The sequence below is a fragment of the Hylemonella gracilis str. Niagara R genome (assembly GCF_000600295.1).
GTDB lineage: Bacteria > Pseudomonadota > Gammaproteobacteria > Burkholderiales > Burkholderiaceae_C > Hylemonella > Hylemonella gracilis_A.
Genome location: NZ_JEMG01000001.1, coordinates 3,300,379 through 3,326,320 on the forward strand (window position 1 = coordinate 3,300,379; position 25,942 = coordinate 3,326,320).

Here is a 25,942-nt window from a genome sequence, read left to right on the forward strand (position 1 = left end):
TGATGTTGAAAGCTCGATCGATCGTCCGTGCCACTGTCAGGTCCCTGCCGATTCTAGTCAGCCCCCCCGCCTCCTCCCCGCGCCGCGTTTTTGCCCCTGTCGCGCTCGCCGTCATCGGCCTGTCCGGGTCGCTGCTGCTCGCGGGCTGCGGCCAGACCGGCGTGCTTTACCTGCCGACCGAGCCAGCGGCGGCCCAGCGGGCCAGCCTGCCGAAATCACTCTGGCCCCTGATGCCGTCGAAGAAAAAGGACGAGGCACAGCCCGAGGCCGATCCGAAACCAGGCGCGAGCACCCCCGCCCCAACCCCTGCCAACACTCTTCCCCCGCAACCACAACCATGACCACTCCCTTGCTGCCTGGCCACCCGCATCTGGCCTACCGCGCCACCCCGTCCGGCCAGGATCTGTACCTGGAAGGGGTGCGCCTGGCCGACCTGGCCCGCGCGCACGGCACACCACTCTTCGTCTATTCGCGGCAGGCCATGCTGGACGCGCTGGCCGCCTACCAGCGCGGACTGGCCAGCCGCCTCGCACAGGGCAAGGCCCTCATTTGTTACGCGCTCAAGGCCAATTCCTCCCTGGCCATCCTGCAACTGTTCGCGCGCGCGGGCTGTGGTTTCGACATCGTCTCGGGCGGCGAACTGGAACGCGTGCTGGCTGCTGGCGGCGATCCGGCCCGGATCATCTTCTCGGGCGTGGGCAAGACCCGTGCGGAAATGCGCCAGGCCCTGAATGCCGGGAATGGCGCCGGAATCGGCTGCTTCAACGTCGAGAGCGAGGCCGAGCTGGACGTGCTGAACGAGGTCGCCACCGGGCAGGGCAAGGTGGCACCGGTGAGCATCCGAGTCAACCCCGACGTGGACGCCAAGACCCACCCCTACATCTCCACCGGTCTGAAGGGCAACAAGTTCGGCATCGCGCACGAACGTGCCGTGGCCGTCTACCAGCACGCCGCGCGGCTGCGGGGCTTGAAGGTGGTGGGCATCGACTGCCATATCGGCTCGCAGATCACCGAAGAGCGGCCTTACCTGGACGCGCTGGAACGCGTGCTGGACCTGGTCGAGGCCATCGAAGCCGCTGGCATCCCGCTGCGGCACATCGACCTGGGCGGCGGCCTGGGCATCGATTACCACGGCGACACCCCACCTGCGGCCGATGCACTCTGGCACAAGCTGCTGGCCCGTCTGGATGCGCGTGGCCACGGCGCCAAGGCCATCTACATCGAGCCCGGCCGCTCCCTGGTCGGCAACGCGGGCGTCTGCCTGACCGAGGTGCTCTACCTCAAGCCCGGCGAACAAAAAAACTTCTGCATCGTCGACGCGGCCATGAACGACCTGCCTCGCCCGGCCATGTACGAGGCTTATCACCAGATCGTTCCACTGGCCCCGCGCACATCGGCGCAGGCCGGCGGGACAGTGAGCCAACTGAACTACGAAGTGGTGGGACCGGTCTGTGAAAGCGGCGACTGGCTGGGCCATGACCGCGTGCTGGCCGTGCAGGCAGGTGATCACTTGGCTGTGCTATCGGCGGGCGCCTACTGCATGAGCATGGCCAGCAACTACAACACGCGAGGACGCGCCGCCGAAGTGCTGGTGCAGGGCGAGCAGGCCACCGTCATTCGTCGGCGCGAAAGCGCGGCGGACAGCTTCCGCCACGACATCCTGCTCTGATCAGGCGCGAGGAGTCAGCCGGGCCTGACCACTGCCTTGAGCGCGCGTACCGCGCCAGCGGTGGACGGCACGCCAGCCCAGCAACAGTCCCAGGATGGCGCCATAGACCGCCACCTCTGCAAAGTCCTGCTTGCCCGCGCGCATCCAGTAAAAATGCAGCACGGCCAAGGCGGCCACGGCGTAGACCAGCCGGTGCAACATCCGCCAGCGTGGCGCGCCCAGCGCGCGGATCGCGCGGTTGAAGGACGTCAGGGCCAGGGGCAACAACAGCAGCAAGGCGACGAAGCCCACGAGGATGAAGGGGCGCTTGGGGATGTCGCGCACGATCTCGCCCCAGGCGCCCTCATCCAGGCCCACGCCCATGTCGAACACCGCGTAGCAGAGGAAATGCAGCAGTGCGTAGAAAAAGACGTACAGCCCCAACATGCGCCGCAGGCGCGCCAGCGCGGCCCAGCCGAATTGCACGCGCAAGGGCGTGACCGCCAAGGTCAGGCACAGGAAACGCAGGGCCCATTCACCGGTGGAACGGATCAGGTGTTCCGCGGGGTTGGGCCCCAACTGGTCGGTCAGCGCGCCATGGAACAGCCCGGCGAAGGGCAGCAGCGCCAGCACGAAGACCAGCGGCTTGGTCACCGGATGCAGGAGCAGCTTGTTCATCCGCGTGATCCCTTGCGGGCGGACGCCCCAGACAGAACCGGGGTGGACGTGAAAACCCAGGCCATCCTCAGTAGAACTTCTTCAGATCCATGCCCGCATACAACTGGCCCACCTGGGCTTCGTAGCCATTGAAGATCAGGGTCTTGCGCTTCTTGGCGAACAGGCCGTCTTCACCGATGCGGCGCTCGGTGGCCTGGCTCCAGCGCGGATGCGGCACGTCCGGGTTCACGTTGGAATAAAAGCCGTATTCATTGGCCGCCGCCTTGTTCCAGGCCGTGCCGGGCTGCTGCTCGGTAAAGCGGATGGTCACCAGGCTCTTGGCGTTCTTGAAACCGTATTTCCAGGGCACGACCAGGCGCACCGGTGCGCCGTTCTGGTTCGGCAGCACTTCGCCGTACATGCCGAAGCTCAGCAGGGTCAGCGGGTGCAGAGCCTCGTCCATGCGCAACCCTTCGGTGTAGGGCCAATCCAGAATGCGCGAACCCACGAATGGCATGGTCTTGCGGTCGGCCAGGGTCACGAACTCGACATACTTGGCGCTGCCCAAGGGCTCCACCTTCTTGACCAGGGCCGAGAGCGAATACCCCACCCAGGGAATCACCATGGACCAGCCTTCGACGCAGCGCATGCGGTAGATGCGCTCCTCCATCGGGGCCAGCTTGAGCAAGTCTTCCAGCGCGAACTGCATCGGCTTCTTGACCAGACCCTCGACGCTCACCGTCCAGGGCGTGGTCTTGAGGCGATGGGCATTGCGCGCCGGATCGGCCTTGTCCGTACCGAACTCGTAGTAGTTGTTGTAGGTGCTCGCGTCCTCGTAGGGGGTCGGTTTTTCCATCGTGACGGCACCTGTCACCACCGATTTCCCACCCGGCAGCGGCGCCAGCTTGCCGGGGCGCGTTGTCTGTGCAAGCGCCTCGCGACTCGCCCAACTTGCCATAGCCCCGCCCGCCGCTCCGGCTGCCATCAGGCGCAACCAGTCTCGCCGTCGGTGGTAGAGGGAGGCCGATGTGATTTCGCTGGAAATGGCGTGGTCGTAACCCTGGTTCTGCGTCCGTATCAGCATGGTGGTCTTCCTTGTTCCGAGCGCACAAGCCTACACCCAGCGTAAAAAACATGCACGCCCCCAATCGAGGAGGGATACCCGGTGCATGGGTCAACCTTGGGCCGAAGGCGTCTGGCCCGAGCACCGCCAGCCACGCGGGGAGGCACGGGCGGCCGACGTGTCGGTACCCGTCCCTGTCCTTACAGGGTTCCGTAGCTGTGCAGGCCCGACAGGAACATGTTCACGCCAATGAAGGCGAAGGTCGTGATGCCCAGGCCGGCCAGCGCCCACCAGGAGGCCACCGTGCCGCGCAGGCCCTTCATCAGCCGCATGTGCAGCCAAGCCGCGTAGTTGAGCCAGACGATCAGGGCCCAGGTTTCCTTCGGGTCCCAGCTCCAGTAGCCGCCCCAGGCCTCGGCGGCCCAGAGGGCGCCCAGCACCGTGGCGATGGTGAAGAAGGCGAAGCCGACGGCGATGGACTTGTACATCACGTCGTCCAGCACCTCGGCCGAGGGCAAGCGCTCGGCGATGCGCTTGCGGCCCAGCAGGATGCCCACGACGATCAAGGCCGCGACGATGAAATAGACCAGCCAGTAGCTGCCGCCGCCATCCATCTTCTGGCGGAAGGCGATGGGCACGAAACACAAAACGACACCGAAGATCCACAGCGGCGCCAGCTTGTACCAGCGCAGGCCGTTCTGGGCCTCCTGCTCGGCCTGGCTCTTGATCAGATATGCGTAGGCCACCATGGCGGCCAGCGCGAAGGTGCCGTAGCCGACAAAGTTGGCCGGCACATGCACCTTCATCCACCAGCTCTGCAAGGCCGGCACGAGAGGCTGGATGGCGTGGGCCTCTCGCACCAGGGTGTACCAGAGCAGGAAACCGACCGCCGCGCTGACCACCAGCATCACGAAGGCACCCATGGCGCGCGTCGCGTACTTCTGCTCGAAATAGAGGTAGAACAGCGCGGTCATCCAGCAGAACAACACGAACACCTCGTAGAGGTTGCTCACCGGGATGTGGCCTATGCCGGGGCCGATCAGGTAGCTTTCGTACCAGCGCACCAGGGTGCCGGTCAGCGCCATCACCACGGCAGCCCAGGTCAGCCGCGAACCGATCAGCTCGAAAGCGGCGCTCTGCGCGTTTTCCTTGGCACTGACCAGCAGACCCAGCCAGTAGAACGCGGTGCCCATGAAAAAGAGCAGGCTCATCCAGAGGATGGCGGATTGGCTGGACAGGAAGTACTTGAGCCAGAACACCTGCTCGGCCCGCGCCAGATCTCCGCCTGGCAGGCCCTGCGCGTCCACGCCCTGGTAGGAAGCGATGGCCAGCAAGGCCAGCAGCGCCACGCCCAGGCTGAGGGCACGCAGCGGACGCCAGAACCAGCCCAGCGCGATCAGCGAGGGCATGGACAAGATCAGGATGCCCTGTTCGTAAACATCCATCGCCGTGTGATAACGCGCGAACGCATAGGAACCGCCGATGAGTAAAAGCAAGGCAAATACCCAGTCGAAGGCGTTGCGGCGGGCAAAGTAGCCCTCGTTCAATGTCAGGGTGGTGGTGTTCATCTCGTCACTCCTTGCCAAGCAACAGCTTGCGCAGTTGCTCAAATTCCTTGTCTGTGTCCAGTGTCTCGCGGTTGGTCGACAGCGCCAGGGTGGCCTGGCTGGCCGTTGCGTTCCCGGCATCCCCGCCCGCTGCGGGGGACACCCAGACCCAGAGCCTGCGCTCGCGCACGTACAGCATCGCAAAAATGCCGATGATCAACAAGGCGCAGCCCAGGTAGACCACGTTCTTGCCCGGCGCGCGCGCCACTTGGAACACGCTGGCCTGAACCTGGGTGAAATCGCTGAGCTGTAGCACGAAGGGCGCGGGGTAGAACCAGGCATCGCCCAAGGCCAGCACCGCCTGCGCCATCCAGGCCTGAGTCTGGGCATCGGTCGGCAACGGTGCCAGGCGTGCGCGCTCGCGCGCCGTCTGCAGCAGCTCGAACAGGGCACCGTTCAGGATGCGCATCAGCATCTCGCCCGCGCGCTCGCGCTCGGCCGCCGGCACCTGGCTTTCCATGAAGTCGGCCATGGCCTGCAGGCCACCCACCGGTTCACGTCCGGCCTGGGCCGCCTCCGCCCCGGCGAACAGCATCAAGGCCCGCAGCGCGGAAGCACCCAGCTGGGCCTGCAGATCGGGACGATCGGCGTCCACCATGCGCGCTGCATACCGGCGTACCGCCCTCTCGCGCATGGCCGGGTCGGCCAGCGCGGCGCGCAGGCGGAAGAAGTCGGCGCTCGTGCCTTCGGCATCCATGGGCACGCGCAGGTAGCGGAAGGGCTCGGCGGGGGATTCGCGCAGGCCCCACAGGAACACCGGCGCACCTTCGCCCAGGTCCACCGGCACCATGTAGTTGTTGAACTCGCGCGCCTGGCCGGCCGCGTCGCGCAGCTTGTAGCTCACGCTGGGACCGACGTTGCGCAGGGTTTGCGGCGCGTCGTGTTTGTTGGCTGCGCCCAGACGCTGGTGCAGGCCACTCAGGGGATTGCCCAGATCCACCTTGCGCACGTCGACGCCGGTATCGCCATTGCCCATGGCGCCTGCCTGGGCGTCGGCCATGTTCTCGACGTTGATGACGCGCAAGCCGGTGTATTCGAGCGTGATTTGCTCGGGGGCGGCGCCCGGCTCGCGTGTCGCACGCGTGAGCTGCGTGCTCTCGCCGATCCGCCCCTCCACCGAGAAGGGCGCGCTCACGCCGTCCATGGGCAAGGCCTGCAGCTTCACGAGGGACCCGCCGTCGTCAAAGCTGGACTGGTAGATCTGCACGCCCTTGTAGCTGGCCGGATGGTTGACCTCCACCCGCGCGGGCTGGGATTCACCCGTGGCCTTGTCGTGGATCACGATCTCGCTCGCGAACAAGCGGGGCATGCCGGTCGGGTAGTACTCGACGATGAATTTCTTCAGTTCCACCGCAAAGGGCAAGTCCTGCAGCACGATGCCGTTGGGCTGGGTCAGGATGGCCGTGTCGGCCGCCGAACCCTCGGGCACCAGCAAGTTGCCACGGAAGGTCGGGTTGCGTTCGGACAGCCGGTGTTGCGGCGGAACTTCGGACACAAGGCCGCCACCGCTGTAGACGGTCTTGCCACCCAGCCACATCTGGGCGCGCACGATCAGATCGCCATCCAACAAGCCGCCCAGGCAGATCATGACGATGGCGCCATGCGCCGCCAGGTAACCGAGTTTGTTGGCCGCACCGGCCTTGGCTGCGATCATCCAACCCGCCGGGGCAGCGCCTTCCGCGCCGTCGCGTTGCTGCAGCTTCACCTTCCAGCCGCGCGCGGCCAGCACAACCCCCATGCGCCGCGCTGCGGCTTCGGGGGCTTCGCCCAGGCTGGACTGGGCCCGATGGCGGAAGGCCTGAAGCGACTGGGCGCGGATGTTCTCCTTGTAGGTGCGCAGATCGCTCAGTATCTTGGGCGTGTTGCGCACGATGCACAGCGTGGTGCTGATGACCAGAAAGGCCAGGATCAGCAGAAACCACCAAGCGCTGTAGACCGTGTAGAGATTCAGCTTGCCGAACACCTCGGCCCAAAAGGGGCCAAACTGATTGACGTAGTTGACATAGGGCTCCGATTGCCGCAACACCGTGCCGATGACCGAGGCGATGCAGATCACCGTCAGCAAGGCAATGGCGAAACGCATGGAAGCCAGCAGCTCCATGGCCTGGCGCAGCCCATGCATGGCGCGTGCTCGAAAACCGCTCAAGGTGGCGTCGGGAGGAGATACGGTGGTCACGGGCAAGGTCGAAAGAAAACGGGCATGAAAAAGGCGGGCCTGCCTTGTGAGCAGCCCGCCTTGTTATGAATTTGCTTTGTGGCGGTCGGTGTCTGCGCCGAGATCAGCGCAGGCCGGCGATGTAATCGGACACCGCCTTGATTTCGCGGTCGTTCATCTTGGCGGCGACCTGCATCATGGGCGTGGAATTCAGGCGGGCACCGCCGGCCTTGGCATTGGCGGCGCCAGCACGGAAGGCGTTCAGCTGGGCCTCGGTGTAGGCGGCATGCTGGCCAGACAGACGCGGGTATTGCGCCGGAATGCCAGCGCCATTGGGGCTGTGGCAACCCGCGCAGGCCGCGATCTGGCGATCGGGAATGCCGCCGCGGTAGATGCGCTCACCCAACTGCACCAGGTCCTGGTCGGTCGCGAAACCGGTTTTGGGCTTTTGCGTGGCCAGCCAGGCGCTGATGTTGACCATGTCCTCGTCGCTCAGCATGGCGGCGAAACCCTTCATGATGGCGTTGTCGCGCTTGCCCGTCTTGAATTCCTGCAGCTGCTTGAGCAGGTACTGCGGGTGCTGGCCCGCCAGCTTGGGATTGGCGGCCACGGCGGAGTTGCCATCCGCCGCATGGCAGGCCACGCACAGCGCGGCGAACTTGGCCTCACCCTTGGCCAGATCAGGGGCTGCGGCCTTCTGGGCTTCCTCGGCGATGGCAAAGGCGGGCGCTGCCAGCGCGGCAGCCAACATCAGGGGGGCAAACAACTTCATGGTCTGGTTCTAGGGTTGTTGGGCTAAACAGTGGTCGGCCCGGGACCTGCAATTCAGCCCCGATGACCCGGATCAAACGCGGCGATTCTACAATGCGCCGCCCGCCGCGCCTTTTCGTGCCCGGCCTCGCGCACCCTCCCCGCCCCGCCACTGTGGCGCCCCACCCTTGCCCGCCCGACGCCATGCCTCCCACCCCCGCTCCCAAAGCCCCCATGCGTCGTGCCGTCGTCCGTGCACCCACGCCCCCTAGGAAGTCCGCCCCGGTCGCTGTGCCCCAGCACCCCTCCCTGGGCTGGCTGCACACGGCCCGTTTCCTGACGACCTCGCCAGATCTCCAGCACCTGCCGGCACTGGAAGTGCCGGAAATCGCCTTCGTCGGCCGCTCCAACGCGGGCAAATCCACGTGCATCAACACGCTGACGCAGCAAAAACAATTGGCTTTCGCCTCCAAGAAACCCGGACGCACCCAGCACATCAACCTGTTTTCCCTGGGCAAACAGGGGGTGACCGATGCCGTGCTGACCGACCTGCCGGGTTACGGATATGCCGCCGTGCCCAAGCAGGACAAGATCCGCTGGCAGCAGGTCATGGCGAACTACCTGGTCACCCGCGAAAACCTGGCCGGCATCGTGCTGCTGTGTGACCCGCGCCACGGCTTGACCGAGCTGGATGAAGTGCTGCTGGAAGTGATTCGCCCGCGCGTGGAACAAGGGCTGCAGTTCCTGATCGTGCTGACCAAGGCGGACAAACTCACCCGCAGCGAAGGGGCCAAGGCCTTGTCCATCGCCAAGCTGAATGCTGGCGGCGGTGAAGTCCGGCTCTTCTCGGCGACCAAACGCACGGGGGTGGAAGAGGTTTCTCGCCTGTTGTGGGACTGGACGCATGAAACGGCAGGAGCGCAAGCGGCGGACGCCAACTCGGAATGACACCATCGCCACCCGGGCTCCAGCACGGTGCGTTCCCTTTACACTCTGCCCCGAAACTTTCCTATCAAGCTGAAGAAAACCATAACGATGAAAATGGATTTTGTGATCACCTGGGTGGACATGGACGACCCCCAATGGAAAGCCGATTTCTTCAAGTACTCAGGCAAGATTGATAACTCCAAGAACGAAGTCTCGGAAGCACGCTTTCGCGACTACGGCTTTCTGAAATACTGGTTCAGAGGCGTGGAGAATTTCGCCCCTTGGGTGCGCAAAATCCACTTCGTCACCTCCGGACAAAAGCCGCAGTGGTTGGACGAAAACCACCCCAAGCTCAACCTCGTCAAGCATTCGGATTACATCCCGGATGAATTTCTGCCGACCTTCAACTCGGTGGTCATTGAACGGTATATGCACCGGATCCCCGACCTGGCCGACCGGTTTGTCTACTTCAATGATGATTTTTTCATCACCAACCACCTGCCCGAGAGCCGCTTTTTCGCGGAGAACGGCCTACCCCAGGACATTGCCGCCTTTCGCCACAACACGGGCATGGGGCTGTGGGCCAAGACCCTGAAGAACCATCTACGCGTCATCAACCAAAGATTCGACAAGCGCGAGGTACTGCGGCGCGACCATGCCAAATGGTTCCATCCGTCTTACGGAAGCAAGGCCCGATTGACGCGTTTCTTGCAGTTTTATGGCAAGTTCGTCACGCTGCGCACACCGCACAACGCCCAGCCTTACCTGAAATCGACTTTCGACGAAGTCTGGGACTACGCGGGACAAGAATTGACGGCGACGTCGAAGAACCGATTCCGCAGTCCGGATGATTTTTCGCCCGAACTCTTCCGGACCTGGCAGATTTGTCGCTCCAACTTCGAACCCTACAACACCTATGCGGACACCAAGATGTTTCCGCTGTTGATCAAACCCAAGCAGGCAATTGCGGCAATTCGCGACCAAACCTACAAACTTGTTTGCATCAACGACAACGTTCACATCCGCAACTATGCGAAGGTGATGCAGGAGATAGGCGCGGCGTTCGAGAGCATTCTTCCCAACAAATCGGCCTTCGAAAAGCAATGAGGGCCAAGGACCTTCAGACGGTCCGCTGGATTGGCGCCTCAGGCGCTTGTAGGTCTGGTGACGCCAGCCATGCGATCAAAAACCGACTCGACCATGCGACGGCTCGCCGCCAGAGCTTCAGTCATGCGCTCTTTCTCCTGCGCGGAGAAGTCAAGCCGCAGCTGAGTCATATCCAGCTCACGCAAAGCCTGTGGTGTGATCAAGCGCTGACGTGAAAGGCCCAGATCATCCAGCAGGGCCTCTATCTTCCAAGAATTGGATGCCACGGTCAGAACTGGTGTCTGCGCGAGCAGACTCAGGCAAACGCCATGAAAACGCCCTGTGATATGCAGCGCGGAATTTTCAAGCTCATGCAAAAACGCGTGGTCATCCGCGACAAACCGGATACTGTCGTCGCGCCAGCGGTTCAACTTGGCATGAACGTGTATATAAAAATCACGCCACGCGCGCAAGGGGGCTGGCCAACTGGGCCTGCGACTCTTGAGTGTCCGCATGACGGGTAAAAAGACCGATCCTTGGGTTTTTCGGTAGGCATCCACCAAGAGCTGGGTGGTTGCAGGATCGACCGAATCCCCAAAGGCCAGGCGCTGACGCGAGGTTATGGAATCGGCTGGGTGCTGGACATGCATGGACAAATCCAGTGCCTGATGCAAGGGCCCCGAATACACACGACTCAGCTCCCGGCTGCTCCTGCTGTCACGCGTCAGGATCAAGTCCACCTTGTCCAGATACCTGGACCATTCAGGCGGGTTGGCCTGATAAAGCGCATTGACGATGTAAACCGGCTTGCCTTGGCGCAAGGGATGGTCCACCACCTTGAGTACCCGTTCCGCCCTTGGGCGGCCGTGATGCAGAGACCCCTCGCCGTTGATCAGAATCGCATCGCAAACTCGCAGTGCTTTCAGAAACCGCTGGTCTTTCTCCCAGCGATCAGTACCAAAGACACGCGCTGACACCGTGGCTCCTCGTTTCCCAAGCAGTTCCTCGATCGTGCGCATGACACGATGACAACCGAAGTGGGGTTGCTCCCGCGTGTCGTTAAGAATGACAAATTTCATGGATGGATCAAGAGACAACAAAACGGGATCAAGCGCCAAGCCTTGAACAATACAATATATCCCAGCACCATGGACAAGCACCCATCACAACGCCCGGTAGACAGCCTAGCTGCCAGCCTGCGCTATGTTCCCAAGCCTTTGTATTCGATTTACTCCCGCTTGTTCAGGCGCAAGTTCGAGGACTTCGAGAGACGCCATGCACTGAATCCGCAGATCTTCGCCGGAAAGCGCGTGCTGATTGCGGGCCCGGCTCGCACCATCGACGACGATCTGAGCGATCTGGGCGTGCAAAGCGGGGACTACGATTTCATCGTGAAGATGAATAACGGACTGAGCACACCCATCACAACGCTCGGTTCAGACGCTTGGCGCTGCGATGTGTTGTTCCACAACTTCAAGGATGACACACGCGCCGTGGCTGTTGAGGACCTTCACCGGGCTGGCGTGCAGCACATCGTCTATCGCTCGGCTTCCCGCGTCTTTTATCCTGAGTTAGAGCAAACGATTGAGGAGTACGGTGCTCTGAAACCGCCGATTTCCGTGAACTTGATCCCATCCAAAGATTACAAGAGCCTGCGGCCACAACTGGGAGGGTACAGACCGACCAGTGGCTTGGTCAGCATTCGCTATTTTCTGGATGCACCTGTCACCAGCCTCACCATCGCCGGATTCACTTTTTTCACGACCCGCTACGTGGCTGGCTACAACGACGCGGTGGCCAGCGACACGCAATCGCTCGAGCGCATCCGTCGACACAACAGGCATGAACCGCGTCGGGAGGCGACCTTGCTCCAGATTTGGCTGGATCAGATTGGCAACGCGGAGAAAAAAATTCTTCTGGGAAAGAACGTAATAACCGCCATGCAGGAGATCACCGCACAGAACGCATCGTGAAACAAGACAGAGCGGCGGCCATCACTGGCGTCACATGGGCAATGCCACAGCGGTGTCTGGTTTGATCTCACGCGCCCATGTCAAATCAAGCCATCATTTGGAGCTTCTATATCGTCTTGAAAGTAACGCGCCAATACGCGCTGTGCTAACTCAGGTGCCACTTGCCCATCCCGAACCATGGGCCAGTCCTTCTCAGAGCCTGCCGCGATGACGCGTGGCCATGTTTGTCTTATACGCACCGGGATCCGCTCGAATCCCAGCGCAACCAGAGCAGCCGCTCGGTGCTTTCCGCCTTGGACAAAAAATCGGAACTGCGCCCCTGAACGCATGAAATATCCCTCGATATGCCCGTTGCGTGCGGGCTGGTACCCCTTGGCGACGATGCTATCCATCACGGAACACATCCGCTGGTACTCGACGGTGACTTTTTGTGAAGAGCAAGGACCGTAATAAGAAACTCCATGCTCAGCATCAAGGCCGGCTTCAGCAGAAGGAGGTCTTTGCTCGGCCCATGCACACCACGGCAGACACCAAGGTGGCAGATTTTCACCTTGCAGACCAGTTTCGACGACGCTGTGCATCTGCGCTAGATTGGCAGGTCGAAACTCTGCGTAATAGCGCTCGAGGGCATGTTCTCCCTGAGTGATCGCTTGTACCAGAGGGTGATTGGCAACAAATCTCTGCGTTCCATGCCAAGTCAACATACCTGGAGGAAGCCAGAACACAGGAGATTCACCTTGCCAATAGAGTTTGGCAGGTACATCTTGGTCTCCGTCGATGTACTCCACTGGATAGTTTTTTTGTCTTTTGAACAGGCGCTCGAGCAATGACATTGACGCCGACCTCTACGCACGAGAAACAAATACCACTTCGCTCCCGCTCTCGCAAGTTCGCAGGCAATCGCGCAAGACAACTGTCAATCTCTGAATATCATGCTCCGCGTCGATCGGCATCACACCAACGACTGAATTCAAGTCGCTCACATAGCCACGAATCTGCTGCCGCACGCTGGAAAGGATCCGATCGGGCCGTACACCTGCATCAAGCATCTGCTGAGCAGTGACCTTTCTCCATTTACGAGGAAGAAGGTTCAGGTCTTCAACCATGATACCTGCGGTGTAACCAGGCTCCGACGCATACCAAGCTTGAAAACGCCTGACGAGGCAAACACCCAGTGCTGCAGGGCCTAGACCTGCCGCGTGCAAACGCTGGGCGGCCAGGAAGTTTTCTGCTGCACGTTGCAGAACATTCTTGGACAAGGCATCGTGCCAGTCCTTCGTGCTATAGCGGCCACCATCAGGGATGGTGAATTTTCCTGCCAGTAATTGCTCTCGCGGAGGCGCCGAACTCGCCAAGCAATGCGCTTGACCGCCGAATGCGTGCAGAATCTTGACCCGAAAAGCGGGGACCCAAAAAGCCCATGCGCCGACTGAAACTTGATATGGGGAGTCACCAATATAGAGAGATTCCTGCATCAAACGCAGGTCGTCAAAGACGATAATAGATGGAAACAAGGACCCTGCAGACATGGAAGCAGATTCTACCGACAACCTCAGTCTCGTCGAATTGCAATCATTTCTGTCTGGGAAATCTGTTGCGATCATTGGAAATGCCAGCAGCATCTTTAATGACAGGCTGGGTGCAGAGATTGACGCGCACGAGGTGGTGATACGCATCAACCACGGATGTATCAAGAATCCTGTCGCCCAGGGCAGCAAAACCACAATCTGGGCGGGCTCAGTCGCGCTGAATGAGCACGAAGTACAAGAATACTTCGCACCGATCTATGCCATGTGGATGACTCCCAGGCGTAGAAGCTTGCCAAATTACAGCCCAGACTTTCGCCGCAAGCTTTTTTTGCATCCAGTGGAATTCTGGGAGGTCTTGCAAAAAGAGGTAGGCGCCCTGGGTGATAGACAGGCGCGCCCCACTACTGGCGCCATGGTCATCAACTTGGTCGTCAAGCACTGCAAGCCGTCACGGGTTCGGCTGTATGGCTTCGATTTCTTCAAGACCAAGACTTTTTACGAAAAACGTCTGCCGAAGAACAAGCCGCATGATTTTCATGCGGAAGAAGTGTGGGTGGAAGAACTCTGCGCCGCCTATTCATGCCTGGAAATAAGAAAGCACGGCAATAGAAATTTAGAACCGAAAACTCCGATGCACACAATTTTAAGTTGGGTTTTGCGTTGCATGCATCGACTAATTGACACACTGTTTCGTCGGAGGTGAGATTGATTTCAACTGTGTAGCCAACGCACAGACCAATAAAGGAAAGGCAGAGCTATGAATTTTCTTGACGACATTTGAGTCCGTCAGACCAAAACAGAACCAAGCCCCAACCACCAAGATTCCAGCCGCCGCATAAACTCGCTGATTGGCATTTCCTACCTTGCTGGAAATAGCAAGCGAGCGCCCAAAAAATCGTAATTGTCCTATCAGAAGCAAAAAATAAGCTGCCACCCCAATCGCACCGTTCGTTGCGAGTGTGTGCAGAATATCTGAATGTGCATGACCAAATACCTTCTGAATAGGGGGGAGTACGTTGGTCTCTAGCAAACCGGCAAGCTCTTGTTCAAAAACTCCCGGACCAACGCCCAAAACCGGATTCTTCTTGAACATTTCCAGAGCAGCTTGCCACATCACAAATCGGGCGCCGATGGAAGTCGCATAGTTTTTCTCGCTAGCCTCCGCAATATCCTGCTTCGCCTCCGAAAGGCGCAGATGTTCATGCATTGTGGATGATGTGAAAAAAAGAGCACCGGCAAGCAACATAAATGCCACTCCAAGTACCACTATGCATCGATGAAAGCGATCTTTACGTAAGAAGATCAATATCAAAGCCAGCACGGGCAACGCAAGGAGCGAGCCACGGGTCGCGGAAACAAGACTAGCCCCTAGAGGCAAAATACTCAACAACAACAATCCAAGCCGCCAACCAGCACGAACATGACTCGCCAACGCCGCCGCCATTATCAAAAGCATTCCCAGCAGAGCACACCAATTGCCAAAATCAATGGACTTGTTCATTAGCCCCGTGGCACGAGACTTGTCTAGATACAAATCCCAGGCGGCCTGTCCCGCCGCACTCACAGCTGCGACACAGATACCAACCAGCAGATATCGTGAAACAAAGCGCTCTTGCGAAGCCAATGCGAGGATACAAAGAGCCAATGGAAAACGAAGTGTCCAATGAGGGAAATTTGAAAACTCTGAGGCAGAAACCGCCCAAGAGAGAATATTCGCTAAGAACCAAATTAAGTAGGGCCAGGCAACCCAACGGATATCAGGATCTTGGCGTTTAAAGAAGAGACTCCAGATAGCTGCGCGTGCCTCAGCATTAGAAAAGGCTGTTACTACTGTAAGTAGAATGAGAAGGTCCGTAATTGGCAGTCGACCTCCTTGCCAAAAAAGCAACCCAAAAACTGAAAAAAAGGAAACTCCTAATAAGCACTTTCGCCAAGAATCATAGGAAAAAGTTATGTGCGTAAAATGCATCGAATACTCTTCATGCCGAAACTACAAACAAACAATCCGCGCACTACAAGCGAATTAACCTTTATTTGCCTGCAGGATTACATCAAACCGCTCCTTAACCAACCGACAATGTTCCATATCTGCCGTTCTCGTAGATCCCGAGATCAGGTAGTGTTCTTTTAAATAGGCAAGAAAATTCCTCCGCAGAATTTCATCAGGAGTGAATTGATCTAGTCGAGCCAATGCCGACGCCAATTCTTTGGAGTCGCGCGCAGACAGCGTCAATCCCGGGATGGCATAAAACGCGTCACCCAGCACGACCACTTTCTTGCCGAATAGCAACGCTTCAATTCCCACCGTCGAATTGATGGTGACTACAGCCTCCGCGCCTTTTATCAAAGTCTGCGTGGCATATTCGTTCGCAAAGATTCCTCTCCCAGGCGGGAGCATGTCGTGCAGATGCCGATAGTCACGTTTGCTTGATGGGTGCTCCTTGAATACCAACTGAGTAGAACCCATGGCATGAGACTGCTCCAACATCTCTCGGAACAAGCCCCGCATATCCCTCACCCATGGAGAAAACAATACGATCTGCGTATCGAAATCCACTTGAAACGGAACGAAGATATAGCGATCGGGAAGACTCTTGCCGGATATCTGGCGAGTTGCCCGCACTTCTCGCACAGTCAAATTTATCTGCTCAGGTTCTGGGGCCAAAGGAAGGCGACGATAAAAATCCGGATCGCGAGGCATCGAGTTATTTGCATTCACACCCTGACCATCACATACGGTGGTCTGGGGCAACAGGCCATTCTCCATGTAGACACAAGGAACACGGTTATGTTGAGCGACAGCAACGAATATGGAGCGGCGTGGCTGTAAACCGTTCCAAACCACGACCATGGTCGGAGTGACACGATCTAGAAACCTTCTATCACACGCATAGTGCCAATGCGCGGCAAGCCACTGACGAATTGTCCAAAGAACCCCTGGCAATCGCTGGTGATGCGCTTGGAATTCTTTGGTTGAGCGAGAAAGATACTCAATCAAGAGGCTCCTAGGCATATCTAGAAGAGCACGCCAAGCAGGTACAGCCAGCACCCTGGGGCGGTACACCAACGAGGAACCGCTAATGAAAGTAGCCAGCTTGTTGAAATAGCTTACGGATGCCCGGGTATTGGCAAAGAATATCACCATCGTCTACATACTTTCATGCGCTAACCTTCCAAGCCGCATGCCAGCGAGCTAGCGCAGTCGGCTCAACATGATCGAGCACACCCAATCGCAACAAAACATCACGCTCTTGTTTGCTGATTTGCATTTGACGGTACTCTTGCATCAGTTCACCTTTATCCAAACTAGATAGCCAGCGAAGATAGTGGGCACTCTGTTTTCGCTCTGGATGCCTAAGGCGTAAACGCTGACGATTCAGAATTTTGCTTTCAAACTCCGTAAAACTCCGAATCGGATAGTGATCCACAACAATGTCATCTGAAAAACGATCACGCCAGAAAAAAAGATGATCAGCACGATGATTTCCACCGCTGATCCTCCTCAGTCCTCGGGGATTGACAATCACCTTTGGACTGATTTTCTGCAGCGGCATGGACATCTTCTTTTGCAGCTCATAGTCGTGAGTGCCATAGAGAATGGGATTGATGACGCGATTGCAACAGGTGATATACGCGTCTCGTTCACTTTCACTACCCTCATCAAGAACGAAGTTGTATCGACGGACAGTGACGACCGTGTCTTTCATGGACAGTTTACTTTTCAACGAACTGCCGTCGCGCGTACTCCAGAACTCATCCGCATCGTTGCTTATGACCAAATCAGCTTGCATTTCCTTGCGGGCGCGTTTGGCCAAGGCTGTCATCCATTCCTTTTGTTGATACGAAGTCGAAGGATTTTCAACAATGGTGAGCTCATACTCCATGCTCAATCTTTTCAGAATTTCGACCGTGCCATCTTCCGAGCCGTTGTCCATGACGAGAAAGGCGTCCACACCTTGCATTGCGTGGAACCTGATGTTGTTTTCGACAATATCCTGTTCATTCTTCACCAACAAGGTCATTACCAGCTTCATAAACTCTTAGCCTTCTGATTCAATGATTTTTGAAATTATCAGAATAATCAGTTGATTAATACTTGTAATAAGATTTGAACCAATCAACAAATTGACGAAGTCCTTCTTCTATAGAAGTTGAAGGAGCGTATCCAACCTCAAGCTGCAATGCATCCACATCTGCATGCGTAGACTCCATGTCGCCAGACTGCATGGGCAAAAAGTTCTTTTCCACGCTGCGCCCGAGTTCTTTTTCGAGCAGCTCGATGAAATAGAGCAGCTCGATAGGTCGATTGTTGCCGATGTTATAGATCCTCCAAGGGGCTCGACTTGTTGCAGGATCTGGCAAAAAGCCTGACCACGCCTCATTCCCCTTAGGGATTTTTTCCATCACCGCCACGATACCGGTGACGACATCTTCAACATAGGTGAAATCTCTTTTATGCTTACCGTAGTTGAAAATATTGAGTGGTTTCCCTCTACAAATATCTTGCGCAAAGAGAATAGGTGACATATCAGGTCTTCCCCATGGCCCATACACCGTAAAGAATCGCAATCCTGTGGTTGGCAGACCAAAAAGATGACTGTAGGAATGCGCCATCAGTTCATTAGATTTCTTGGTTGCAGCGTACAGTGAAACGGGGTGATCAACGTTGATGTTTTCACTGAAAGGTACGCTCTGATTTGCACCGTATACTGAACTGGAAGAGGCATAAACGAGGTGAGCAATGCCATTGTGTCGACACGCCTCCAAAATATTAAGAAAGCCCACCAAGTTGCTGCTGACATAGGCGTGTGGATTCTCAAGCGAGTAGCGCACCCCAGCTTGTGCTGCCATGTGCAATACACGGTGAAACTGATTTTGCGCAAACAATTTTGAAACAAGACTCTGATCGGCAATGTCTATCTGCTCAAAAGAAAAACCAGAGAATTTTTCCAGTTGTTGCAACCGCCCACTTTTGAGCCCAGGATCGTAGTAGGCATTGAGGTTATCTATGCCTTTGACATGATGCCCTTCTAGGAGAAGCTTACGCGCCAAATGAAAGCCGATGAACCCGGCCGCACCAGTGACTAAGATGTTCATACCTTTGCGAGCAATCTTTAAAGCGTGTGTTTTAAATGGACCGAGCTGAAGTGATCATCGACATTGCTTCAAATCATTTTTCCCGACACTGAGCGGCCGGACTTCTCCACTCTTCGAATTTCTTGAAAAATCAGGTCCAGCGTTCTTGACATTGGGGCCGTGTTGTCCGCCAAGAAACTCTCTGCAGACCGACTGCAAGTTGTCCTGAATGATCTGTCGTTTAGGATTTTTAGCCAGAATTCCGCTAGCTCAGTTGCACCTGAAACACGAAACCCGAGCCCCGCAGCCTCAACCGCTAATTGCTCTTCTTTGAAGACACCGCGTTGGGGACCATATGCAACAGGTATTCCTGCTGATACAGGCTCCAGCACATTGTGCCCGCTGCCATGGAATGTGTTGCCGATGAATGCGGCCACACCAAACCGATAGACCTCCCCCAATTCCCCCCAAGTGTCCAGGAGAAGAACATCCACGACTCCTTTTGGTGTGCCTTGTGTCCGCCTGGCAATGCTGAGCCCCGCAGAAGTACAAAGCTTTTCGACGTAGTCACAACGATCGGTACGGCGCGGTGCGAGCAACAGCGTGGCTGCCTGCCCAGAGCTGGCATCCCGAAAAGCCTGCAGTACGATTTCCTCGTCACCTGGCGACGTGCTGCCGGCAATCAATAGGGCGCCGTGGCTGCCTGCCATGATCCACTCCCGCAATGACTGCTGCTGTGTTGTCGACAGTGAAAAGGTAGTCATACCGAACTTGATGCTACCGGTCACATCGACAGATGCACCGGAGGGAAGGAAGGGACGCAACATCGCGGCACGCTCTTCCGTTCTCATATTAAGTCGATGAAAACTATGAAGGGTGGAAATCAGCCCAAAGCGACGAGGACTGAGCCTTCGGGGCAAGCGCCGTACTTCACCATTGACAAGCAAAACTCTGGCCCCAAACCGGTTTGCACATAATGCAAGCCCATAGAACAAAGGGCGCTCAATAAACACGACGATATCCGGCTGAGCAAGTTCCAACCAGCGCTGCACACCTCCTGCCCAATCTTGGGGGGTGGTAACTATCTCCTCTCTTCGTCCAAGTGCTCGACTGCGCTCAATAATTTCGTGATTGACTGGCGCCCAGACAATCCGGATATTTTTGAACGCCGCTCGTATTGATTGCGTGATGTGATCAGCCATCACCATCTCGCCAACACCATTGAATACCATCGCGATGCATGGCCCGATGACACTAGGTTCACCGATCTGTTTCGGTACATGACGCGGCCAGATGCGCCTGAACAAGCCCCCTTTGTATGTTTTACGGCCAGTTAGCTCGGCAAGCAATAGCAATGGAAAACATAGGATTGCCCCTATCGTCCAGAGAAAATATCTGGGGCTTCCCCAGGCCGCTCGAAAAGCAGATTGACTCATCGTTCGCCTCAAGCGCTGATGCCGCGCGACATACCCTGCGAAGTGCCATCCCGCTTTATTTTGCACAGAGATACAAGCGTTAACAACGACATCGAGTTATAAGAATCGATCATGAGGCTAGTGTACGATGGTATCTGCGGCTAATCTCAGGCTGTCATGCCATGTGCAATTACTACAAGTCATAGATAGTTGCATCTGCTAGGCGAAGCTGCTTGACTCACAATCTTCCACTTTGACCGATTGACGACATTCTGGTCGAGACACGCAAAATGTCCCCCCCACTGATCCTGACTGAAAAATTCGCGGCCGGCCGGTATCGAATGTGCTGGCGTCACCCGCTAGATTTGTCTTTGTGCGTTAAGGTTTCCATTCCTGGCGCAAGCAAGAACGACAACGCCAACGAGCATCACTACTTGCGCCACTTGTCAGCTCGTGGCGTGCAAAGCAGACACCTGCCGCGTAGCCATGGATGGGTGAACACTAATCATGGGTTAGGACTTGTGACGGATTTGATCCTTACCCCTGATGGCACACCCGCTCCCGACTTGCGGTTTGCGATACTCAATGGTCTGGTGGACGAAAATAGGGCAACCCAACTTGTCAGCGACGCGTTCGATTGGGCGACTGAGCACGGCGTGATCGTTCTCGACGCCAGACCTCAGAACTTTGTGATCAGCGGGCACCCATCGTCAGGTGAATGGTTGGTTCTCATTGATGGCTTGGGCACCTACAATCTGACGGCACTTCCATATCGCTTGGCTTGTTTCTTCCGCCCATATGAATACTGGAGGGCGCGGCAGAAGATCAAAATTCGACGCAAGGTCATGCTGCAGAAAATCCAAGCTCTTGTAGCTCAGAAAGCAGTCTTATCCAATGCTCAGTAGATTCTTTTCTCGCCTCGCGGCCGGGTCTTGAATCGTTTGTGCACCCAGTAATACTGCTCAGGCATGGTGGCAATGACGCCCTCCAACCAGCGATTCATGAACGTCGTATCCACGTTCTCGTCCCCGGTGGGGTAATTGGTCCAGGCAGGATGCACTTCGATGTCGTACCCCGTATTAGTCACGCGCGCTGTCACAGGTACGACCTTGGCACGACCCAGCCGGGCAAACCTCGGCAGTGAAGGCACAGTGGAAGTCTGCACGCCAAAAAATGGGACAAAAATTGAATCCTTGCGCCCGTAGTTCATGTCAGGCAGCAGATATAGGAGCCCTCCAGCGCGCACTGCAGCGATGATGCTCTTGAGGCTTCCATCCTTCTGCTCAAACAATTGCACGTCGCCGAATCGCTTGCGTCCAGCTCGCAGCCACGCATCGGACACCTTGTTGCGCTGTGGCAGGTAGATGCTGGCAAAACGCCGATCAATTTGCTGACCCAACGCCGTACCGGCCGCATCCAGGCCAAAAAAATGCGGCGCAAAAATCACAGTGGGCATGTCGCCGTCAAGCTCATGGGCTGCACCAGTCAAACGCAAGCGCTGACGCACCACTTCCGGTCGGCCATGCCAGAGCCAAGCGCGGTCCAGCAGGGTCTGCGCGAAATAGACACAACAAGCCCGTGCCCAGCGGCGCCTTTGCGCCAGCGGCTGCTCCGGAAAGCACAAGGCCAAGTTGATCATGATGATGCGGCGCCGGGATGCCATGAACAGATACAGCGCATGGCCCAGGACGGACCCCAAAGCTCTCACCCACCCTAACGGCAAGGGTGCAATCACGCGCATGCACCAGATCCCCACTTTCGCCCACATCAGACCGACTCCTTACGCGGTTGCTTGTATCGAGAATAGCCCCAGAGATACTGACCAGGACTATTCAGTATCACTGTCTCCATGGCCTGATTGATGGCAGTAGCTGCAGCGACCAGATCATCGGGCAATGATTGCCGCCAAGCCTGGACATGCAGCCGATAGCCCCGTCCCCAGCTCAAACGCTCGCCGCGAAACAACAGCACCGCAGCGCCGGTCTGCTGCGCCAGCCGAGCTGAAAGGGTCATGGTATAGGCCTCACGCCCGAAGAAGGGCGCCCACACGCCGAGCCCCTCGGGAGGCACTTGGTCTGGCAGCAGACCGACACATTGCCCCGCACGCAAAGCCTTGAGCATCTGCTTGACGCCACCCATGGTAGTGGGCGCGGTCAGCAAATGTTCACGCTGGCGTGCGGTTGCCACGATCTCACGCAGATAGGGCTGACGCGAGGGACGATAGAGCACGGTGATGGGCTGTTGCGCACCGAAGCGTCGGGCGTATTCTTGAGGAATACTTTCGAAGCAGCCCAGATGGGGCGTCAATATCAGGATACCCTTGCCCGCGTCCAATGCCTGCTGGACCACCACGTCGCTTCCTGCTGCCCACTGTACCCGTGCTGGCCGGCCAAACCACAGACGCGGGGTTTCCAGCACCATGCAGCCCGTTTGCCCTACGGCCGCGCTTGCCTGCCGCCAGCTCAGGCCGGCCTGTCGGATGTTGGCGACAAACCGGCGCCGGTACGCCGGGGACACTCCGAACACCAGCCAACCCAGCAACCAGCCCAGGACATGCAGCAGCACCAAGGGCCACCGAGACAAAAAACGGAACAGGAGGATCATGAAGAGAGGACGAAATTTCCAGGCTAGAATGCCCTGGTCGCTGAGTTAAATGAGCAACTTGCAGGGCGACGTAAAACAATTCTGCTAAAGCGTTCGCCCTGAACTCCAGGCCGGCGCGGCGGCAAATACCGGAGTTTATTCAATGGCGAACGACTTTCTCTTCACTTCCGAGTCCGTGTCTGAAGGTCACCCGGATAAGGTGGCAGACCAGATCTCGGACGCGATCCTCGACGCAATTTTCGCCCAAGACCCCAAGAGCCGGGTCGCCGCCGAGACGCTGACCAACACCGGCCTCGTGGTGCTTGCGGGTGAAATCACCACCAACGCCAACGTCGACTACATCCAGACCGCGCGCGACACCATCAAACGCATCGGCTACGACAACACCGAGTACGGCATCGACTACAAGGGTTGCGCCGTGCTGGTGGCCTACGACAAGCAGTCGAACGACATCGCCCAGGGCGTGGATCATGCCAGCGACGACCACCTGAACACCGGCGCCGGTGACCAGGGCCTGATGTTCGGCTACGCCTGCGACGAAACGCCCGAGCTGATGCCGGCGCCCATCTATTACGCGCACCGTCTGGTCGAGCGCCAGGCCCAACTGCGCAAGAGCGGCAAGCTGCCTTTCCTGCGCCCGGACGCCAAGAGCCAGGTGACGATGCGTTACGTGGACGGCAAGCCGCACAGCATCGACACAGTGGTGCTGTCGACCCAGCACAGCCCCGATCAGAGCGAAAGCGCGACCAAGCTCAAGGCCAGCTTCTACGAAGCCGTGATCGAGGAGATCATCAAGCCCGTGCTGCCCAAGGAATGGCTGAAGGACACGCGCTACCTGGTCAACCCGACCGGCCGTTTTGTCATCGGCGGCCCGCAAGGCGATTGCGGCCTGACCGGTCGCAAGATCATCGTCGACACCTACGGCGGCGCCTGCCCGCACGGTGGCGGCGCGTTCTCGGGCAAGGACCCGTCCAAGGTGGACCGCTCGGCCGCCTACGCCGCCCGCTACGTCTCCAAAAACGTGGTGGCCGCGGGTTTGGCCAAGCAATGCCAGGTGCAAGTGGCCTACGCCATCGGCGTGGCCAAGCCCATGAACGTGACGGTCTACACCGAAGGCACGGGTGTCATCGCTGACGACAAGATCGCCGCACTGGTGAACGAACACTTCGACCTGCGTCCCAAGGGCATCATCCAGATGCTGGATCTGCTGCGCCCGATCTACCAGAAGACCGCCGCCTACGGCCACTTCGGCCGCGAGGAGCCTGAGTTCACCTGGGAACGCACGGACAAGGCTGCCGCCCTCCGCGCGGCGGCCGGCCTGAAGTAAGCATCGGCACGGGTGGCACGGGAGCCCGTTTTACTGAACTCGCCGATGCCACAGCAGCACATACACAGCTACTACGCCGCCTCTCGCCACCCCCGGGTGGCGTACCCGGCGCTGGTCGGGAAGGTGGACACCGATGTCTGCGTCATCGGCGCAGGCTACACGGGCCTGTCCGCCGCGCTGCACCTGCTGGAGCAGGGCTTCAAGGTCACGGTGCTCGAAGCCGTCCAGGTCGGCTTCGGCGCCTCCGGCCGCAACGGCGGTCAGATCGTCAACAGCTACAGCCGAGACATCGACACCATCGAGCGGCAGGTCGGCGCTGATCAGGCCCGCCTGCTGGCCGCCATGGCCTTCGAGGGCGGACGCATCATCCGCGAGCGCGTGGCCAAGTACGGTATTGCCTGCGACCTCAAGGACGGCGGCGTGTTCGCTGCCTTCACTGCCAAGCAGATGCGCCACTTGGAAGCCCAACAAAAGCTCTGGGCCCGCCACGGCTACACCCAGCTGAAACTACTCGACACCCAAGCCATCCGCGGCGTAGTCGCCACCGAGCGCTACATCGGCGGAGCACTGGACCATGGCGGCGGCCACATCCACCCCCTCAACCTGGCCCTGGGCGAGGCAGATGCAATAGTGTCGCTGGGCGGCGTGATCCATGAACACAGCCCAGCCATCCGTATCGACCGGGGCTCCGCGCAGGCAGCACCCGTCGTGCACACGCCGCAAGGCCAGGTGCGGGCCCGCTTCGTGGTCGTGGCAGGCAATGCCTATCTAGGCGGCCTGCTGCCCGAGCTTGCGGCCAAGTCCATGCCCTGCGGCACTCAGGTCATTGCCACCGAGCCTCTGCCCGAGGATCTGGCGTGTACCCTGCTGCCGCAGGATTACTGCGTGGAAGACTGCAACTACCTGCTCGACTATTTCCGTCTCTCAGCCAATGACCAGGGACGCGGGCGTCGCCTGCTGTACGGCGGCGGCGTTGTCTATGGCGCGCGGGACCCGGCGGACATCGAGGCCATCATCCGGCCCAAGATGCTCAAGACCTTCCCACAACTCCAGGGCGTGAAGATCGACTACGCCTGGACCGGCAACTTCTTGCTCACGCTCTCGCGTCTGCCGCAGATGGGCCGACTGGGCGACAACATTTATTACTCACAAGGCTGCAGCGGTCACGGCGTCACCTTCACCCACGTCGCGGGCAAGGTGCTGGCCGAGGCCCTGCGCGGCCAGGCCGAACGCTTTGACGCCTTCGGCGCCCTGCCGCACTACCCCTTTCCTGGCGGTCGGCTGTTCCGGGTACCACTCACCGCATTGGGCGCTTGGTACTACAGCCTGCGCGACAGGTTGGGCATCTAGCCCTGAGCGCCGACCACGGGCGCCAGCCTGCGCGCCCTGGCCTTCAGCCTGCGTGATCGACGCCAGCAGGCGAGCCGCAACCACAGCTCGCGCAACAGCCAGCAACAAGACCACATCACCACCGCGGCGAACAGCACGTCGCTGAGGAAATGCCCGCCTTGCAGGATGCGAACCGCGCCAAGGACACCTCCCGCCAACCAGCCTATACGACGCCAGCGCCGACGCGTCGCGGGCGCCCCAAACAGGCCCCAGGCCATGTAGACAAAACCGCCTGCAGCATGGCCGCTGACGAAAGACACGCAGTCTTTGCATTGCACACCGGGCTGCAAAATCGGCACAAAGCTGTAGTCCCCCCCCAACTCCTGCGTCTGGTGCGGGCGCGGACGGTTGAAGACCTCCTTCACCACGTCATGCACCAACCAACCCACGCCCAGCGCGGCAGCCAGCAGTAACGCCAGGCAGCGCCGCCGCCAGGGACGCGTCACACGCCAACGCCCGGGCAGGAAGCGGCCCAACAGCAGCGCCAACAAGGCAGCCACCACCAACCATTGCCCCGCCTTTGGGTAGTCGTAGATCGCCCTCACCCAAGCCCATTGCTTGGCCGGAAACTGGCCGTCGCCCGCGTAGAACCAGCTGCTCACTGCCAGATCCAGTATGGGCCAGACGCTGAACAGCAGCGCCAAGGTCAGGGCGAAAGCCAGCAATTGCAGCAGTTCCCGGTAACGCGCACGGCGCAGCCTGGGAAACATGGAAGAAGGGGATATGACGCTCATTC

At 58.6% G+C, this 25,942-nt stretch carries 25 protein-coding genes; 9 read left to right on the plus strand and 16 right to left on the minus strand.

Annotated elements, in window-relative coordinates; all coding sequences use genetic code 11:
* Window positions 1-2: 2 nt before the first annotated feature.
* Window positions 3-341, plus strand: a complete 339-nt coding sequence (gene lptM / locus AZ34_RS15030) for an LPS translocon maturation chaperone LptM (RefSeq protein ID WP_231495548.1) — start codon at window positions 3-5, stop codon at window positions 339-341.
* Window positions 338-1,669, plus strand: a complete 1,332-nt coding sequence (gene lysA / locus AZ34_RS15035; protein ID WP_035609521.1) for a diaminopimelate decarboxylase — start codon at window positions 338-340, stop codon at window positions 1,667-1,669. The genes lptM and lysA overlap by 4 nt, the downstream gene beginning before the upstream one ends.
* Here the strand turns inward: lysA and AZ34_RS15040 are convergent, their stop codons facing one another.
* From AZ34_RS15040 to AZ34_RS15060, 5 genes are all read right to left on the minus strand, one after another.
* On the minus strand, window positions 1,670-2,326 hold the full coding sequence (locus AZ34_RS15040) for a sulfite oxidase heme-binding subunit YedZ (protein WP_197026568.1): 657 nt from the start codon (window positions 2,324-2,326) through the stop codon (window positions 1,670-1,672).
* A 67-nt stretch (window positions 2,327-2,393) separates the two neighbouring features.
* Entirely contained in the window at window positions 2,394-3,389 is a 996-nt protein-coding gene (msrP, locus tag AZ34_RS15045; protein WP_035609523.1) for a protein-methionine-sulfoxide reductase catalytic subunit MsrP, read from the minus strand.
* Between the two features lie 179 nt (window positions 3,390-3,568).
* Complete coding sequence (ccsB, locus tag AZ34_RS15050; RefSeq protein WP_035609525.1) at window positions 3,569-4,936, minus strand: c-type cytochrome biogenesis protein CcsB; 1,368 nt, start codon at window positions 4,934-4,936, stop codon at window positions 3,569-3,571.
* A 4-nt stretch (window positions 4,937-4,940) separates the two neighbouring features.
* Entirely contained in the window at window positions 4,941-7,076 is a 2,136-nt protein-coding gene (locus AZ34_RS15055) for a cytochrome c biogenesis protein ResB (RefSeq protein WP_155831895.1), read from the minus strand.
* A gap of 178 nt (window positions 7,077-7,254) precedes the next feature.
* Window positions 7,255-7,902, minus strand: coding sequence for a c-type cytochrome (locus AZ34_RS15060; protein ID WP_035609528.1), 648 nt, complete (start codon window positions 7,900-7,902; stop codon window positions 7,255-7,257).
* Window positions 7,903-8,114: 212 nt separating this feature from the next.
* Between AZ34_RS15060 and yihA the strand changes: the two genes are divergently transcribed.
* Together yihA and AZ34_RS15070 are read left to right on the plus strand one after the other, a co-directional pair.
* Window positions 8,115-8,828 carry a ribosome biogenesis GTP-binding protein YihA/YsxC gene (gene yihA / locus AZ34_RS15065; RefSeq protein WP_081767242.1) on the plus strand — a complete coding sequence of 238 codons (714 nt, stop codon included), beginning with the start codon at window positions 8,115-8,117 and terminating at the stop codon, window positions 8,826-8,828.
* A gap of 87 nt (window positions 8,829-8,915) precedes the next feature.
* Window positions 8,916-9,914, plus strand: coding sequence for a Stealth CR1 domain-containing protein (locus AZ34_RS15070; protein ID WP_035609530.1), 999 nt, complete (start codon window positions 8,916-8,918; stop codon window positions 9,912-9,914).
* Between the two features lie 38 nt (window positions 9,915-9,952).
* On the opposite strand, the gene AZ34_RS15075 is transcribed toward AZ34_RS15070, so the two are convergent.
* Window positions 9,953-10,972 carry a polysaccharide pyruvyl transferase family protein gene (locus AZ34_RS15075; RefSeq protein WP_035609532.1) on the minus strand — a complete coding sequence of 340 codons (1,020 nt, stop codon included), beginning with the start codon at window positions 10,970-10,972 and terminating at the stop codon, window positions 9,953-9,955.
* A 69-nt stretch (window positions 10,973-11,041) separates the two neighbouring features.
* On the opposite strand from AZ34_RS15075, the gene AZ34_RS15080 reads away from it, so the two are divergent.
* Entirely contained in the window at window positions 11,042-11,866 is an 825-nt protein-coding gene (locus AZ34_RS15080; RefSeq protein ID WP_035609535.1) for a hypothetical protein, read from the plus strand.
* 80 nt (window positions 11,867-11,946) lie between these two features.
* Here AZ34_RS15080 and AZ34_RS18440 read toward each other — a convergent pair whose 3' ends face one another.
* On the minus strand, window positions 11,947-12,699 hold the full coding sequence (locus AZ34_RS18440) for a hypothetical protein (RefSeq protein ID WP_155831835.1): 753 nt from the start codon (window positions 12,697-12,699) through the stop codon (window positions 11,947-11,949).
* Window positions 12,700-12,711: 12 nt separating this feature from the next.
* The gene (locus AZ34_RS18445; protein WP_155831836.1) at window positions 12,712-13,395 is read right to left on the minus strand and encodes a hypothetical protein; all 684 of its coding nucleotides are present in this window, start codon (window positions 13,393-13,395) and stop codon (window positions 12,712-12,714) included.
* On the opposite strand from AZ34_RS18445, the gene AZ34_RS15085 reads away from it, so the two are divergent.
* Window positions 13,394-14,098, plus strand: coding sequence for a glycosyltransferase family 29 protein (locus AZ34_RS15085; protein ID WP_035609537.1), 705 nt, complete (start codon window positions 13,394-13,396; stop codon window positions 14,096-14,098). The two genes, AZ34_RS18445 and AZ34_RS15085, sit on opposite strands and share 2 nt — an antisense overlap.
* Here the strand turns inward: AZ34_RS15085 and AZ34_RS18095 are convergent.
* The 5 genes from AZ34_RS18095 to AZ34_RS18110 all read right to left on the minus strand — a co-directional run bounded on the left by AZ34_RS18095 (window position 14,069) and on the right by AZ34_RS18110 (window position 19,907).
* Window positions 14,069-15,364 (minus strand): O-antigen ligase family protein, encoded by a 1,296-nt coding sequence (locus AZ34_RS18095; protein WP_081767243.1) that lies wholly within the window; start codon window positions 15,362-15,364, stop codon window positions 14,069-14,071. The genes AZ34_RS15085 and AZ34_RS18095 overlap by 30 nt on opposite strands.
* 54 nt (window positions 15,365-15,418) lie before the next feature.
* Window positions 15,419-16,540, minus strand: a complete 1,122-nt coding sequence (locus AZ34_RS18100; protein WP_081767244.1) for a hypothetical protein — start codon at window positions 16,538-16,540, stop codon at window positions 15,419-15,421.
* A gap of 13 nt (window positions 16,541-16,553) precedes the next feature.
* Window positions 16,554-17,417: a glycosyltransferase family 2 protein gene (locus AZ34_RS15095; RefSeq protein ID WP_197026569.1), complete on the minus strand. Its 864-nt coding sequence runs from the start codon at window positions 17,415-17,417 to the stop codon at window positions 16,554-16,556.
* Between the two features lie 67 nt (window positions 17,418-17,484).
* Window positions 17,485-18,492 carry an NAD-dependent epimerase gene (locus AZ34_RS18105; protein ID WP_081767245.1) on the minus strand — a complete coding sequence of 336 codons (1,008 nt, stop codon included), beginning with the start codon at window positions 18,490-18,492 and terminating at the stop codon, window positions 17,485-17,487.
* A 68-nt stretch (window positions 18,493-18,560) separates the two neighbouring features.
* Entirely contained in the window at window positions 18,561-19,907 is a 1,347-nt protein-coding gene (locus AZ34_RS18110) for a 3-deoxy-D-manno-octulosonic acid transferase (RefSeq protein ID WP_081767246.1), read from the minus strand.
* 269 nt (window positions 19,908-20,176) lie between these two features.
* Here AZ34_RS18110 and AZ34_RS18115 point away from each other — a divergent pair, with 269 nt between their 5' ends.
* Window positions 20,177-20,791, plus strand: a complete 615-nt coding sequence (locus AZ34_RS18115) for a YrbL family protein (RefSeq protein ID WP_081767247.1) — start codon at window positions 20,177-20,179, stop codon at window positions 20,789-20,791.
* Here AZ34_RS18115 and AZ34_RS15105 read toward each other — a convergent pair.
* Together AZ34_RS15105 and AZ34_RS15110 are read right to left on the minus strand one after the other, a co-directional pair.
* Window positions 20,785-21,654: a lysophospholipid acyltransferase family protein gene (locus tag AZ34_RS15105; protein WP_035609543.1), complete on the minus strand. Its 870-nt coding sequence runs from the start codon at window positions 21,652-21,654 to the stop codon at window positions 20,785-20,787. The two genes, AZ34_RS18115 and AZ34_RS15105, sit on opposite strands and share 7 nt — an antisense overlap.
* Entirely contained in the window at window positions 21,654-22,490 is an 837-nt protein-coding gene (locus AZ34_RS15110; protein WP_035609547.1) for a lysophospholipid acyltransferase family protein, read from the minus strand. The genes AZ34_RS15105 and AZ34_RS15110 overlap by 1 nt, the downstream gene beginning before the upstream one ends.
* 142 nt (window positions 22,491-22,632) lie before the next feature.
* Here AZ34_RS15110 and metK point away from each other — a divergent pair, with 142 nt between their 5' ends.
* The gene (gene metK / locus AZ34_RS15115) at window positions 22,633-23,817 is read left to right on the plus strand and encodes a methionine adenosyltransferase (RefSeq protein ID WP_035609550.1); all 1,185 of its coding nucleotides are present in this window, start codon (window positions 22,633-22,635) and stop codon (window positions 23,815-23,817) included.
* 45 nt (window positions 23,818-23,862) lie between these two features.
* Complete coding sequence (locus AZ34_RS15120) at window positions 23,863-25,167, plus strand: NAD(P)/FAD-dependent oxidoreductase (protein ID WP_035609553.1); 1,305 nt, start codon at window positions 23,863-23,865, stop codon at window positions 25,165-25,167.
* Here AZ34_RS15120 and AZ34_RS15125 read toward each other — a convergent pair.
* On the minus strand, window positions 25,164-25,940 hold the full coding sequence (locus AZ34_RS15125; RefSeq protein WP_197026570.1) for a phosphatase PAP2 family protein: 777 nt from the start codon (window positions 25,938-25,940) through the stop codon (window positions 25,164-25,166). The two genes, AZ34_RS15120 and AZ34_RS15125, sit on opposite strands and share 4 nt — an antisense overlap.
* Between the last annotated feature and the right edge of the window lie 2 nt (window positions 25,941-25,942).